Annotated in this window: 10 protein-coding genes; 3 read left to right on the top strand and 7 right to left on the bottom strand. The window is 53.7% G+C overall.

Annotated features, from left to right (window positions below):
* Positions 1 to 5: 5 nt before the first annotated feature.
* The 5 genes from BM261_RS07585 to eno all read right to left on the bottom strand — a co-directional run bounded on the left by BM261_RS07585 (position 6) and on the right by eno (position 4,658).
* Positions 6 to 686, bottom strand: a complete 681-nt coding sequence (locus BM261_RS07585; RefSeq protein ID WP_041961528.1) for an OmpA family protein — start codon at positions 684 to 686, stop codon at positions 6 to 8.
* Positions 687 to 775: 89 nt separating this feature from the next.
* A complete protein-coding gene (locus tag BM261_RS07580; protein WP_074897071.1) occupies positions 776 to 1,612 on the bottom strand; it encodes a YoaK family protein in 837 nt (278 codons plus the stop codon).
* 70 nt (positions 1,613 to 1,682) lie between these two features.
* On the bottom strand, positions 1,683 to 2,981 hold the full coding sequence (locus BM261_RS07575; RefSeq protein WP_256205708.1) for a glutamate-5-semialdehyde dehydrogenase: 1,299 nt from the start codon (positions 2,979 to 2,981) through the stop codon (positions 1,683 to 1,685).
* Between the two features lie 102 nt (positions 2,982 to 3,083).
* Positions 3,084 to 3,362 carry a cell division protein FtsB gene (ftsB, locus tag BM261_RS07570; RefSeq protein WP_049251662.1) on the bottom strand — a complete coding sequence of 93 codons (279 nt, stop codon included), beginning with the start codon at positions 3,360 to 3,362 and terminating at the stop codon, positions 3,084 to 3,086.
* 9 nt (positions 3,363 to 3,371) lie between these two features.
* Positions 3,372 to 4,658, bottom strand: coding sequence for a phosphopyruvate hydratase (gene eno, locus BM261_RS07565; protein ID WP_074897066.1), 1,287 nt, complete (start codon positions 4,656 to 4,658; stop codon positions 3,372 to 3,374).
* 347 nt (positions 4,659 to 5,005) lie between these two features.
* On the opposite strand from eno, the gene BM261_RS07555 reads away from it, so the two are divergent.
* Positions 5,006 to 5,998: a WG repeat-containing protein gene (locus BM261_RS07555; RefSeq protein WP_074897061.1), complete on the top strand. Its 993-nt coding sequence runs from the start codon at positions 5,006 to 5,008 to the stop codon at positions 5,996 to 5,998.
* 68 nt (positions 5,999 to 6,066) lie between these two features.
* On the opposite strand, the gene guaB is transcribed toward BM261_RS07555, so the two are convergent.
* On the bottom strand, positions 6,067 to 7,530 hold the full coding sequence (guaB, locus tag BM261_RS07550; RefSeq protein ID WP_074897140.1) for an IMP dehydrogenase: 1,464 nt from the start codon (positions 7,528 to 7,530) through the stop codon (positions 6,067 to 6,069).
* Positions 7,531 to 7,693: 163 nt separating this feature from the next.
* Between guaB and BM261_RS07545 the strand changes: the two genes are divergently transcribed.
* Positions 7,694 to 8,176, top strand: coding sequence for a DUF4124 domain-containing protein (locus BM261_RS07545; protein WP_074897059.1), 483 nt, complete (start codon positions 7,694 to 7,696; stop codon positions 8,174 to 8,176).
* Between the two features lie 216 nt (positions 8,177 to 8,392).
* Here the strand turns inward: BM261_RS07545 and BM261_RS07540 are convergent, their stop codons facing one another.
* Positions 8,393 to 10,849 carry a heavy metal translocating P-type ATPase gene (locus BM261_RS07540; RefSeq protein ID WP_074897057.1) on the bottom strand — a complete coding sequence of 819 codons (2,457 nt, stop codon included), beginning with the start codon at positions 10,847 to 10,849 and terminating at the stop codon, positions 8,393 to 8,395.
* A gap of 216 nt (positions 10,850 to 11,065) precedes the next feature.
* Between BM261_RS07540 and BM261_RS07535 the strand changes: the two genes are divergently transcribed.
* Positions 11,066 to 13,909, top strand: a complete 2,844-nt coding sequence (locus BM261_RS07535) for a type I restriction endonuclease subunit R (RefSeq protein ID WP_074897055.1) — start codon at positions 11,066 to 11,068, stop codon at positions 13,907 to 13,909.
* The last annotated feature ends 2 nt before the right edge of the window (positions 13,910 to 13,911 follow it).

Raw genomic sequence — 13,911 nt, 5'->3', positions numbered from 1 at the left:
CTTAATCAACGCAGTTGCTGTTGTGCGGCACGCACGGCATTTTGGTCCGGATTGATTAAGATTTCGACACGGCGGTTTTGCGCGCGGCCTTCAACGGTGGCGTTGGAGGCAATCGGCTGGCGGGAGCCGTGGCCGAAGATGTTCATGCGGGAAGCACTCACGCCGCGTGATTGCAGATAGGAAGCAACGGCTTGGGCGCGGCGTTGCGACAGCGGATCGTTGATGGCGTCGGAGCCGGTGTTGTCGGTGTGGCCGTTGATGGTCAGCGTGGTGTCGTGGTATTGGGTCAGGGTTTGCGCGGCGGCGGCCAAGGCGTTTTGCGCGTTGGCGTTCAGCGTGGAGCTGTTGGTGGGGAAGGTAACGTTTTCAGGCATCACCAGTTTGATTTGGTTGCCGTTGCGTTCCACATCCACGCCGGTGTTGGCCAGGCTTTCGCGCAGTTTTTTCTCTTGGTAGTCCATGTAGCCGCCTATGCCCGCGCCGACCGCGCCGCAGGCCAGGGCGGAGTTGCGCGCGCCTTTGCCGCCGTGGGTCAGTGCGCCGATAATGCCGCAGGCCGCCGCGCCGCCGAGCCCGTACATGGCGGTTTTGCTGGTTTTCTGTGTGCCGTCGGGGTAGGTGATGCAGCCGCCGAGCATCAGGGCGGAGGAAACGGTGATGACAGTAATCGTGTTGAACAGTTTCATGATTGTCCTTTCTGTCGGGTGTGGAAATACTGCAACTATAGCCGATTGTGCGGTGTTTCAGACGGCCTTAACTTGATATTACGCCCTGCCTACCGTTTAAACCGTTTTTTCTGCCGCCAGTAGATGCGCCAGCGCAGTTTGGCGTCGTAGCCGACCGATCCGGCGCCGAACCAGAACAGCAGGGCGGCCACGGGGAGGGTGAAGTGGTAGCCGAGCCGGTGGTAGCCCCACGCGCCGACTACGCCGCCTAAAATGAAGGCGGCCAGGAGTGCCAGCAGCAGGCGCATTTTCGGGCGGTTGACGGCGATGTCGGGCAGTTTTGGGTTTTTGCTGCGGCGGTAATACAGCACTTTACCCAATTCGATGCCCAGGTCGGTTACGGTGCCGGTCATGTGGGTGGAGCGGATGATGCCGCCGGAGAGTACGGTCATGACGGTGTTGTGCATCCCCATGATGAAGCACAGCAGCAGCACGGTGGGCGGCAGGAGGATGCGGCCGTAGTGCGACAAGGCCACGCCCAAAAGGCCGAAGGCGAGCAGGTAGAGGCTTTCCAGCCACATCGACAGGCCGTAGCTGCTGCGGAAGCGTTGGCGTTTCGCCCACAGTATCGTCCAACTGGAATGCGCGGAGCCGATTAGGAAGGCGACTACGCACGACATGGCGGCGAAGAAGCCGTGCCAGTCGCCCAGATAGGCCGCGTCTGCAGCGCCCGACATCGAACCGGTGATGTGCGAGGTGTAGCTTTTGACGGCGAAGAAACCGCCGGCGTTGATTGCGCCGGCAAGGAAGGACATGATGTAGCCGAGGGCGCGGAAGCCGCCGTCGGTAATCTGGCAGTCGTGCAGGTAGGGTTTGTCGGCCTGCCAAAAGGGCTGGCTGTGGTGTTTGTTGGATGGTTTGACGCGCTTTTCCCGTTGGTTCGCCATGTGTTTGCCGTATGTGGTTTTGCGGTTGGGAGGCCGTCTGAAAATTGTTTTTCAGATGGCCTTGCAGGGTTTAGGTACGGATTTGGCCGTTGCCGAGCACGATCCATTTTTGCGAGGTCAGGCCGTGCAGGCCGACGGGGCCGCGGACGTGGATTTTGTCGGTAGAAATGCCGATTTCCGCGCCGAGGCCGTATTCGAAGCCATCGGCAAAACGGGTGGAGGCGTTTACCATCACGCTGGCGGAATCGACGGCGCGCAGGAAGGTTTGGGTACGGCCGAGGTGTTCGGTTACGATGCTGTCGGTGTGGCCGCTGCCGTGGCGGTTGATGTGGGCGACGGCTTCTTCGAGGCTGCCGACGATTTTGACGGCAAGTACGGGGGCGAGGTATTCGGTGTCCCAGTCTTGGTCGGAGGCCGTCTGAATGTCGGGCAGTATGGACAGCGTTTGCGGGCAGCCCCGCAGTTCCACGCCTTTTTCGCGGTATTTTTCTGCCAGCGGCGGCAGGAGTTCGGCGGCACGGGCGGCGTGGACCAGCAGGGTTTCCATGGTGTTGCAGGTGCCGTAGCGCGAGGTTTTGGCGTTGAAGGCGATGGAGACGGCTTTTTCGGGGTCGGCAAATTCGTCCAGATAGACGTGGCAGATGCCGTCCAAATGTTTGATGACCGGTACGCGGGCTTCGGCGGCAATCCTCGCCACCAGCGATTTGCCGCCGCGCGGGATGATGACGTCGATTAAATCGGGGCTTTGCAGCATCGCGCCCACGCCTTCGCGGGCGGTGTCTTCGATAAAGCAGACGGCATCGGCGGGCAGGCCGTTTTCGTGCAGGGCTTGACGGAACAGTTTGGCAATCGCGCTGTTGCTGTTGACGGCCTCGCTGCCGCCGCGAAGGACGCAGGCGTTGCCGGATTTCAGGCACAGGGCGGCGGCATCGGCGGTTACGTTCGGCCGCGATTCGTAGATGATGCCGATGACACCGAGCGGTACGCGCATTTTGCCGATTTGAAGGCCGTTCGGGCGGGTGCGGAATTCGTCCATTTCGCCCACGGGGTCGGGCAGGGCGGCAATCTGGCGCAGGCCTTCGCAGATGTTGTCTATGCCCGCGTCGGAAAGTTGCAGGCGGTCGAGCATGGCGGCGTCCAGTCCTTTTGCTTCGGCGTTTTCCATGTCCTGGCGGTTGGCGGCCAAGATTGCGGTGCGGTGTTTGTCCAGTAGTTCGGCCGTGCGGAGCAGGGCGGCGTTTTTGGCCGAGCTGTCGGCGGCGGATACGGCGTAATAGGCGTTGCGCGCGGCGGCGGCCTGGGCGCGGACGTAGGCGGCGGTGTCCTGCATGGTGTCCTCCTGATGTTGGTCGGGAAATGGAAAGCAGATGATAAACAAAGTTAGGCCGTCTGAAAATATGGATTGAGGCCGTCTGAAAACCTTGTTTGCGGGTTTTCAGACGGCCTTTGTTGAAGGAACGGGCGGGAAGCCTTAATCGTTCCGTTTGATCAGGCGGTAGTAGGTTTCGCCTTGTTCGATGTAGCCCAAATCGACGCGGGCGATTTCGGTGATGGCCTCGCTGCCGTCGGTCAGGTCGGCGACTTCGGCACTCAGGGCGTTGTTACGCAGCTGCAGATTCGCGTTCGTGGCCTGTTGTGCCGCTATTTTGCCGTCCGTAACGACCACGTCGTGATAGCTGCCTTTCCCTATCCACAGTTGATATTGGAAAAGGGTGATGGCGGACACGAGCACCAAAGTTACCCACTTCATGTTTCGGCCTTATTTTTTTAGTTGGTAAAACGCGGCTTTGCCCGGATAGTAGGCCGCTTCGCCCAATTCTTCTTCGATGCGGAGAAGTTGGTTGTATTTGGCCATGCGGTCGGAGCGGGAGAGCGAGCCGGTTTTAATCTGCATGCAGTTGGTGGCGACGGCCAAATCGGCGATGGTGCTGTCTTCGGTTTCGCCGGAACGGTGGCTCATCACGCTGGTGTAGCGGTTGCGTTTGGCCAGTTCGACTGCTTTGAGGGTTTCGCTCAATGTGCCGATTTGGTTCACTTTGACCAACAGGGCGTTGGCGATGCCGTCTTCGATGCCTTCGGCCAGGATTTTGGGGTTGGTGACAAACAGGTCGTCGCCCACCAGTTGGACTGTGCCGCCGAGTTTTTGCGTCAGCAGTTTCCAGCCTTCGCGGTCGTTTTCGTCCATGCCGTCTTCAATGGAAACGATGGGGTAGCGGGCGGCCAGGTCGGCCAGGTAGTCGGCAAATTCCGCGCTGCTCAGGGCTTTGCCTTCGGCGGAGAGGTGGTATTTGCCGTCTTTGTAAAATTCGCTGGAGGCGCAGTCTAAGGCGAACAGTACGTCTTCGCCGGTTTTGTAGCCCGCGTCGGCAACGGCCTGCTGCATCAGTTTCAAGGCTTCTTCGTGGCTGTTCAGGTTGGGTGCGAAACCGCCTTCGTCGCCGACGGTGGTGGGGAAGCCTTTGGCATCGCACAGTTTTTTCAGGGCGTGGAAGACTTCCGCGCCGCAACGCAGGGCTTCGCGGAAGGTCGGCGCGCCGACGGGCATAATCATGAATTCCTGGATGTCCAGGCTGTTGTTGGCGTGCGCGCCGCCGTTGATGACGTTCATCATTGGTACGGGCATGGCCATTTGTCCGGCACCGCCCAGGTAGCGGTAGAGCGGCAGTCCGGCATCTTCGGCTGCGGCGCGGGCGACGGCCATGGAAACGGCCAGGGTGGCATTTGCGCCCAAACGGCCTTTGTTGTCGGTGCCGTCCAGTTCGATCATCACTTTGTCGATGTAGCTTTGTTCGGAAGCGTCGATGCCGATCAGGGCTTGGGCGATTTCGATGTTTACGTGTTCGACTGCCTTCAATACGCCTTTGCCCAGATAGCGGGCTTTATCGCCGTCGCGCAGTTCCAGGGCTTCTTTTTGGCCCGTGGACGCGCCGCTGGGCACGGCCGCGCGACCCATCACGCCGCTTTCCAGCAGCACGTCGCATTCTACGGTGGGGTTGCCGCGCGAATCCAAAATCTCGCGGGCGAAGATGTCGATGATGGCGCTCATGTTTTCTTCCTTTTGTGGTCGATAGGGATGGATGATGTTTTCAGACGGCCTCTAAGGCCGTGTGGTCGGCGGCGATTAATACCGATAGCGATACCAAAATTGCGATGAAACCGACTGTAAGTTTGTTTCACGTCCACATCGGTTTGCATAAGAAGCAAGATATGCCGAAACAGCCTCATATTTTAACAGTTTTTGAGATTTTAGGGCAGGGAGGCTTGCTGCAAATGCTTTGTTTTAGGTGGAAAGGTCGTCTGAAAATATCTTAAGTAAGTTAACTGTTTTTGAATATGGACATGCCTTATGAATTTTTATAAAATTCATACATCATTTTTAGATAAAGTTAATATATGAAGAAAATATTTTTAGGTGCTTTCATCGCTTCAGTGTATATGCCTGTTGCACTGGCTGATACCTGCGAAAAACCAAAATTAACCGGTAGAGAAGGTTATAGCATGGTTGAGTGCCTTAATGAAGAAGGTTTGTCTATGGTTACTAAGCCGGGTAACGAGAAGATTCCTTTTTTATATGGTTTTGTCAATCGACAAGGGAAAGTTGTTGTTCCGCTCAAATATTACGTTGCCCATGATTTTTATGAAGGATTGGCAGCAGTATGTAAAACCGTAGGAAAATCAGATCAGATTTTATGTGGCTATATTAACGCCAGTGGCAAAGAAGTTATTCCTTTAAAATTTGAAGACTTGCCTGGTGATTTTGAACAAGGTATTGCTCCTACCAAACAAAAAGGTAAATGGGGTTTTATTGATACAAAGGGTAAAGTTGTCATCCCATTTCAATATGTTAAAGCCGATTCATTCAGTGAAGGACTCGCTGCAGTCGCCACTGCTGATACAAATAAATATGGTTATATCAATACAAAAGGTGAGATGGTTATTCCAACAAAATATGAAGAAGCTTTTTATTTTAATGAAGGCTTAGCTGCTGTTAAGATTCTTGATAAATGGGGTTATATTGATAAGGAAAATAAGTGGGTAATTCCTGCTCGATATAAAAGTGCTTCTAGTTTTCAGGATGGTATGGCAAAAGTTACACAAAATGATAAATATGGTTATATCGATAAAAAGGGAAAGGTAGTTATTCCTTTTAAATATACATATCTAGGTTCATTGAGCGAAGGTCTGATTGGTGCAGAATTAAACGGCAAATTCGGCTATTTAGATAAAACCGGCAAAGTAATCATACCGTTCAAATTTGGTACTTTTAATGATTTCCAAAATGGTGTGGCACTTGTTAATATGAAGAATATATTTAAAGACGAAGATTTTAGTGAAGATGAATTTTTTTATATTGATAAGCAAGGCAAACCGGTTGAAGTGGAATAGCGATTTGTAATTTTTTTGTAAGTAAGGTCGTCTGAAAAGCTTTTCAGACGACCTTTGTTTACTTTACCTTAGCGGTGATAGTTCGGTGCTTCTTTCGTAATCTGTACGTCGTGAACGTGCGATTCGTTCATGCCTGCGGAAGTGATTTCGACAAATTCCGCTTTTTCGTGCATTTCGTCTATCGTGGCGCAGCCCAGATAGCCCATGCTGGAACGCAGTCCGCCGGTGAGCTGGTGGATGATGTTTACAATCGGGCCTTTGTAGGGGACGCGGCCCTCGATGCCTTCGGGCACATATTTGTCGGCGCTTTCCTGTTTGTCTTGGAAATAGCGGTCGGAAGAGCCTTGGCTCATTGCGCCCAGCGAACCCATGCCGCGGTAAGATTTGTACGAACGGCCTTGGTACAGCTCGATTTCGCCCGGGGCTTCTTCCGTGCCGGCAAACATGCCGCCCAACATCACGCATGACGCGCCGGCAGCCAAGGCTTTGGCGATGTCGCCCGAGAAACGGATGCCGCCGTCGGCAATCAACGGCACACCGGTGCCTTTCAAGGCTTCGGCAACGTTGTGAATCGCCGTCAGTTGCGGTACGCCCACGCCGGCCACGATACGCGTGGTGCAAATGGAACCCGGGCCGATGCCCACTTTGACCGCGTCCGCACCGGCAGCGGCCAAATCGCGTGCCGCCTGCGCAGTGGCGATATTGCCGCCGATAACCTGTACTTCGGGGAAGTTTTCCTTTACCCATTTCACGCGGTCGAGTACGCCCTGGCTGTGGCCGTGCGCAGTATCGACCACAATCACGTCCACGCCTGCGGCCACCAACGCTCTGACGCGCTCTTCCGTGTCCGCCCCCGTGCCGACTGCCGCGCCGACGCGCAAACGGCCTTCGGCATCTTTGTTGGCATTGGGGAATTCGGTGGTTTTGATGATGTCTTTAACCGTAATCAGGCCTTTGAGTTCGTCGTTGGCGTTCAAGACCAAAACGCGTTCGACTTTGTGCTGGTGCATCAGTTCGCGCGCTTCCTCGATGCTCGCGCCTTCGGCTACGGTAACCAGGCGTTCGCGCGGGGTCATGATGGCGGAAACCGGCAGGTCGAGGCGGGTTTCGAAACGCAGGTCGCGGTTGGTTACGATGCCGACCACTTTGCCGTTTTCCACGACCGGCAGGCCGGACATTTTGCGTTTGCGTTGCGCGCGCAGTTCCAAAAGCTCGCGAATAAGGACGTTGGGTGCGACGGTAACGGGGTCTTTGACCACGCCGCTTTCATGGCGTTTTACCTTAGCCACGGCTTTGGCCTGCATGTCGGGGGACATGTTTTTATGGATGATGCCCAAGCCGCCTTCCTGAGCCATCGAAATGGCCAAACGGGCTTCGGTTACGGTATCCATAGCGGCGGAAAGCAAGGGGAGGTTGAGGGTGATTTGTCGGGTGAGTCTGGTTTTGAGGGAAACGTCGCGCGGCAGCACTTGGGAATGGGCGGGAACGAGCAGAACGTCGTCGAAGGTGTAGGCTTTTTCTACGATGCGCATGATGCTTTCAACTTTCAGTTTGTGCAAGATGCACGCCATTGTATCAAATTTGCCGCGCCGCCCCAACAGATTTGGCGGCAGTACAGACGATAACATGGCAGCATAAGGGTAAATACAGTACAATCTTATTCATTCATACCGATACAAAAGAGAGAGTCGAATTATGCACATTACTCAAATTGCCAAAGTTTTGTTGTTGGGCAGCTTGTTGGTGTCCGGCAGCGTTTACGCAGCTTCCGTTTCTTCCGATATTTACCGTTGGAAAGACAAGCGGGGTGTCAATACTTATTCCGATGTCCCCTATAAATTGATACCTGCAGACACTACCATTATCAACATCCGTACCAACAAAGTAACGCCGCCGGTGAATTCGACCGTTCAGCCCGCTTCCGTTACAACCGTCGGTGATCCTAATGCTACACCGTCTTTGGCTGAACAACAGGCCAGAGTGAGCGAGCAGATTGCACAGCAGAATAAAGAAGCTGAAAAACGCAATAAAGAAATTGAAGAGCAGAATAAACAGGCGCAAGAAGCAAACTGTAAAACCGCACAGATGAATTTGTCTTTTGCGCAAAATGCGCGTACCGACAAGCGTGAAGCATTGATTCAGCGTTTCAATCAAGAAGTAGCGAAATATTGTAAATAAATAATCGGGTTTCAAACCGGATTCATAATGGGGCTGACGATTGTCAGCCCCATATTTTTGGTTTCACTGTTTTTTGATTTGGATTGGCGGCGGATTAGCTTGCATTCGGGCAAGGAGGGCAATGCCGCATCGGTTTGTTTTACTAAGCGTCTGTCAAGCGTGTTTTCAGACGGCCTTCAGCTTTTGATGCGGCACAGTCGGAAATCAAATCGGAAATTAAACCGGTTTGCCATGTTTCCTTAAGCGCAGCGCATTGGCTAATACCAACAGGGAGCTGCCGCTCATGCCTAATGCGGCCAGCCAGGGGGTAACGAATCCTGCTGCGGCCAGCGGGACGGCGATCAGATTGTATGCGGCTGCCCAAATCAGATTCTGACGGATAATTGCGGCGGTGCGTTTGGCTTGGTTTACCGCTTGCGGAATCACGGCCATATCGTCGTTCAGCAATACGATGTCTGCACCTGCACGGGCAACGTCGGCCCCGCCCGCCACGGCAACGGATACGTCGGCGGCGGCCAAAACGGGTGCGTCGTTGATGCCGTCGCCCACCATCAGCACTTTCTTGCCCTGCCGTTGCAGGGTTTCGACATAGGCCAGTTTGTCTTCCGGAACGGCTTCGGCGCGGAATGCGTCCAGACGCAGGTTCTGCGCCAGCGATTGCACGGCGGCTTGGCGGTCTCCGCTGAGGAGGTGGACGGTTAACCCTTGTTGTTTCAATTCGGCAACCATTTGCGGGATGCCGGATTTGGTTTGGTCTTCAAGCAGGAAAACGGCTTCAAAACCGTAGCGGTTGCCGAGGGTGATGAGTGTGCCCGTATGTTTTGCCTCGGTAACGGTATCGGGCAGGTTGCCGGCGGTTTCGGCGACGTATTCGGGTTTGCCCAGCAGCCAGAGGTCGGTTTGACCGTTGATGGCCAGCATCGCGCTGACACCGTGGCCGACGCGGTTCAGCCTTTGTCCGGGCTCGATATGGAGGCCGTCTGAAAAGGGTAGGGCGGCGATGGCGCGGGCAATCGGGTGTTCGGATTGGGCTTCGAGCGTTTGTGCGATTTGTGCCGCCTGTTGTTCTGTCAGGCTGCCTAGGCAGATTGTTTGTTTTACTTTCAGACGGCCTTCCGTCAGCGTGCCTGTTTTGTCGAATACGGCATCGGTGGCAACGGCCAAAGTTTCCAAAGCCTGCGGGCCGGCCACCAATACGCCTTGCGCGGCCAGCTTGCCCGTGGATGCGGCCAGGGCGGTGGGTGTGGCGAGCGACAGGGCGCACGGGCAGGTAATGACCAGCAGTGAAACGGTAATCCATAAGGCCTGATGGATGTCGCTATACCACCACCAGCCGATGAAGACGGGCAGTGAGAAGGCAATCATGCCGAACACGAAGCGCGAGGCGTATTGGTCGGCCAAAACGGCCAAACGCGGTTTTTGCGATAAGGCTTTGTCGAGCAGTTTGACGATGTGCGCCAAACGCGTATCGCCGCCCACGCCGTCTGCACGGATGATGATCGGGCCGGCGGTGTTGAGCGTGCCGGCGGTAACTTTATCGCCCGGCTGTTTGGGTACGGGCAGGTTTTCACCGGTCAGCATGGCTTCGTCGGCTTCGCTTTCACCTGTCAGGATGCAACCGTCGGCAGGTATCACTTCGCCCGCTCTCACCAGCAGCACGTCGCCGCGTTGAAGCTGTACCACGGCGGCTTCTTCAACCGTTTCGTCTTCAGGATAGTTCGGCAGTTTGCGGCAGAAGGCAGGTACGAGTTTGACCAGCCTTTCCGCCGCATCCCCTGCTTTGCGCCGTGCGGACTGTTCCATAAAACGCCCCAGTGAAAGCAGGAACACCAGCATGGCCAAACCCTCGAAATACATTCCTTGTCCTGCATTCCGCAACAGGGCGTACAGGCCGGCACCGAAAGCCAGCCAGATGGATAACGCAATCGGCGTGTCCATGCCGGGGCGGCGGTTTTTCAGATCGCGCAGACAGCCGCGATAAAACGGGACGGCGGCGAAAAAGATAACGGGCAGCACCATTAAAAATGCTCCCCAATGCAAAATAGTGAGAAATTGCGGCTCGATATCGTCATACAGGTAGGTCGGCAGGGCAAACATCATGGTCTGCATCATGCACATCCCGGCCACGGCCAGGCGGACGATGGCCTTTTTACGTTCTTTCCGCGCCGATTCGTCTGCCTTGTGCGCGTCGTAAGGCGAGGCCAAATAACCTGTTTGACGGATTTTCAGCAAAATGTCGGAGAGTTTTACCCGGCTGTCGTCCCACTTGATTCGCGCCTTCAGCGTGCTGTAATTCAATTCGGCCGACAGAATACCGCTTTGCCGCAATAGCTGCTGTTCAATCAGCCAGACGCAGGCGGCGCAAGTAACGCCGCCCAGCATCAACGATGCTTCACGCTCGTTTTCCGACAGCGTTTCGACAAATTCGCGCTGCACGTCGGGCAGGTCGTACAGTTTCAGTTGGGCCAGAATCTCGGGCGGAGGCAACCCGGCCTGCTCCGCTTCGGCAGTTCGCTGCTTGTAATAATTGCCCAGCCCGGCATCAATAATGCCCTGCGCCACAGCCTGACAGCCGGCGCAGCAGGCAGGCTCTTCCCGCTGTTCATAGACAATCGGCAAATGGGTACCATCGGGAACGGGCAGGCCGCAGTGGAAACAGTTTTTTTCACTCATAATGGGGTGGGATTGTACACGCTTTGATGATAGGCCGTCTGAAAGGCACGATATGACGACAATGCCGCCGTTAAGGAATGCTTATGCCGAATAGGAGGGGAACCCTAGTTCAAGTTAAATATTTCCTGATTTTGATTATCCGATTCGGCTGAATTGAATATAATCAAAACCCTGTTTTATATTTTTGTAAAAATAACCGCGCCATCCGGAGAGTATATGACTCAACAGACAACCTACAACCAACACCCCGAGCAGCAAGCCCGCGACATCATCGACCAAAAATTGGAGCAGGCGGGCTGGGCGATACAGTCGGTGAAGAACTTTAATCGCAACAGCAGTTTAGGTGTGGCGGTGCGTGAATATCCAACCGACAGCGGTCCGGTAGATTATCTGTTGTTTGTTGATGGCGATCCGGTTGCCATGATTGAAGCCAAGCCGGAAAACTTTGGCCATAAGCTTAATACGGTGGAAGAGCAAAGCGCACGCTATGCCGATAGCGAACTTAATTATATTCAGCAAGCAGAGATTGCCTTTTTATATGAAAGCACGGGCGTAGTAACACGTTTTACCAACCGCAACGATCCCGCGCCGCGTGCCCGTGAAGTATTCCATTTTCATCGCCCAGAGACATTGCAAAAATGGGCAAACGAAGGCAAAAACACCCTGCGCGCCAAACTTAAAGCCATACCGGCACTCAATCCTAACCATCTATCTGCAGCGGCGTTAGGATTGCGCGATTGCCAATTAACCGCCATCGAAAATATGCAAGACTCTTTGGCAAAAGATTTGCCGCGCGCCTTGATTCAGATGGCCACAGGCGCAGGCAAAACCTATACCGCCATTAGCATTATGTATCGTTTGCTCAAATACACAGGCAAGCGCCGCATTTTATTTTTAGTCGACACCGTCAACTTGGGCGAACAGGCCGAGCAGGAAATGTTGGTTTTTACCCCGTCTGACGACAACCGCAAATTTACCGAACTCTACAACGCTCAAGTCATTAAATCGCCGCACATTCCCAACGGCGTAGAAGTCTGCATTTGTACCATTCAGCGCATGTATTCGCTATTAAAAGGGGAAGATCTGGCGATACCGGATGACAGTATGGAATTGGAAGAATGGGAAAACCGCTTAAAAGAACCGTTGCCCGTTGCCTATCAACCGGATCTGCCACCCGAATTTTTTGATTTTATCTTTATCGATGAATGCCATCGCTCCATTTACAACCTTTGGCGGCAAGTGTTGGATTATTTTGATGCCTATCTGATTGGTTTAACCGCCACACCGGACAACCGCACTTTTGGCTTTTTCAATCAAAATGTCGTCAGCGAATACAGCCACGAGCAAGCCGTTGCCGATGGCGTAAACGTAGGCAATGAAGTCTATCTGATTAATACCAAAATCAGCCTGGATGGCGGCAAATTCAAAGCTGAAGAGCTGGTCGAACACCGCGAACGCACCACACGCCGCAAACGCTGGCAGCAGCAAGATAGCGATGAAGACTATACCGCCAAGCAACTCGACAGGGATGTTGTCAATCCAAGCCAAATCCGCACCATTATCCGTACTTTCCGCGACCATTTACCGGTGATGTTCCCAAATCGTCAAGAAGTACCCAAAACCTTGATTTTTGCCAAAAACGACAGCCACGCCGACGACATCATCAAAATGGTTCGCGAAGAGTTCGGGCAAGGCAACGAATTTTGCAAAAAAATCACTTACAAAGCCAAAGACGATATTGTGGGAGAGAACGGCGAAGTCATCGAACAAGGCGAAGAACCCAAAACCGTCTTGGCGAATTTCCGCAACAGCTATAACCCGCGCATCGCCGTTACCGTCGATATGATTGCCACGGGAACCGATGTCCGCCCGCTTGAATGCCTGCTGTTTATGCGCGATGTCAAAAGCCGCAATTATTTCGAGCAAATGAAAGGACGCGGCACACGCACGCTTGATAAAGAAGGCCTGCAAAAAGTCAGCCCTTCCGCATCATCAGCCAAAACCCATTATGTGATTGTCGATGCCATCGGTGTTACCAAATGGCTCAAAACGGCAAGTCAACAATTAGACACCAAACGTTCGGTCAGCTTTTCCGAATTGGGCAAAGCCGTCGTCTTCGGCGGCGCATTTGATAGCGACAGCATCAGCTCACTGGCGGCACGCCTTGCCCGTTTAAACAAACAGCTGGATAACGAACAACAGCAGCAGATTACCGAAATCACAGGCGGCGTCCCATTACCGCAATTGGTCAAAGACCTGTTTCACGCCATCAATGCCGATGAAATCCATCGGGCAGCCTGCGAGCAAGAAGGCATTTCCATTGATGAGATGCCGTCTGAAAAAACCGTTTTACAGATACAAAAACAGCGCGTCAAAGCCGCCGCACGTCCGCTTTCCATGGAACTCATCACCACGTTGGACGACATCCGCAAACAAAACGAGCAGAAAATTGACGCCGAGATTGATGAAGTCATCCACGCAGGCTGGGCAGAAAATGATGAAACCCTGACCCAAGATTTTGCCGAATGGATACGCAGCAACAAAGACGAAATCACCGCCTTGCAGATTTTCTATAACCAGCCTTATCAACGCCAAGCCTTAAGCCTGGCGATGATTAAAGAGCTGGCAACCGCCATCAAAAAAGCCAAACCGAAATTGGCATTTACTCATATCTGGCAGGCATACGCGCGTTTGGATAACGTCAGCGAACAGGTAGAAAGCGAACTCACCGCCTTAGTCAGCCTTGTTCGCCGAGTGATTGGCATTGATGACAAAATCACCCCGTTTAGCAAAACCGTGCGTAAAAACTTCCAAACATGGACGTTTGAACACAACGCCCGCGCCGACAAACCGCTGACCGAAGAGCAAATGCAATGGCTGACCATGATTCGCGACCACATCATCACTTCCTTTGCCATCGAAGGGAACGACTTTGAACTTACCCCGTTCAACCAACACGGCGGCTTAGGGCAAGCCTATGATGTATTGAGCGGAGTTGTCGCCAACGACCAAGACTTTAACACCCTATTAAACGAGATTAACCGACAATGGACAGCATAACA

This window comes from Neisseria elongata subsp. elongata (assembly GCF_900113545.1).
Classification (GTDB): domain Bacteria; phylum Pseudomonadota; class Gammaproteobacteria; order Burkholderiales; family Neisseriaceae; genus Neisseria; species Neisseria elongata.
The sequence above is the reverse complement of the archived record's forward strand: the minus strand, read 5'-3'. Positions and strand labels throughout refer to the sequence as shown.

Excerpts from the sequence above, each read along its gene's own strand:
- BM261_RS07580 (WP_074897071.1), bottom strand. The coding sequence starts at position 1,612 with ATGGCGAACCAACGGGAAAAGCGCGTCAAACCATCCAACAAACACCAC.
- BM261_RS07545 (WP_074897059.1), top strand. The coding sequence starts at position 7,694 with ATGCACATTACTCAAATTGCCAAAGTTTTGTTGTTGGGCAGCTTGTTG.
- BM261_RS07585 (WP_041961528.1), bottom strand. The coding sequence starts at position 686 with ATGAAACTGTTCAACACGATTACTGTCATCACCGTTTCCTCCGCCCTG.
- BM261_RS07540 (WP_074897057.1), bottom strand. The coding sequence starts at position 10,849 with ATGAGTGAAAAAAACTGTTTCCACTGCGGCCTGCCCGTTCCCGATGGT.
- eno (WP_074897066.1), bottom strand. The coding sequence starts at position 4,658 with ATGAGCGCCATCATCGACATCTTCGCCCGCGAGATTTTGGATTCGCGC.
- BM261_RS07535 (WP_074897055.1), top strand. The coding sequence starts at position 11,066 with ATGACTCAACAGACAACCTACAACCAACACCCCGAGCAGCAAGCCCGC.
- BM261_RS07555 (WP_074897061.1), top strand. The coding sequence starts at position 5,006 with ATGAAGAAAATATTTTTAGGTGCTTTCATCGCTTCAGTGTATATGCCT.
- guaB (WP_074897140.1), bottom strand. The coding sequence starts at position 7,530 with ATGCGCATCGTAGAAAAAGCCTACACCTTCGACGACGTTCTGCTCGTT.
- ftsB (WP_049251662.1), bottom strand. The coding sequence starts at position 3,362 with ATGAAGTGGGTAACTTTGGTGCTCGTGTCCGCCATCACCCTTTTCCAA.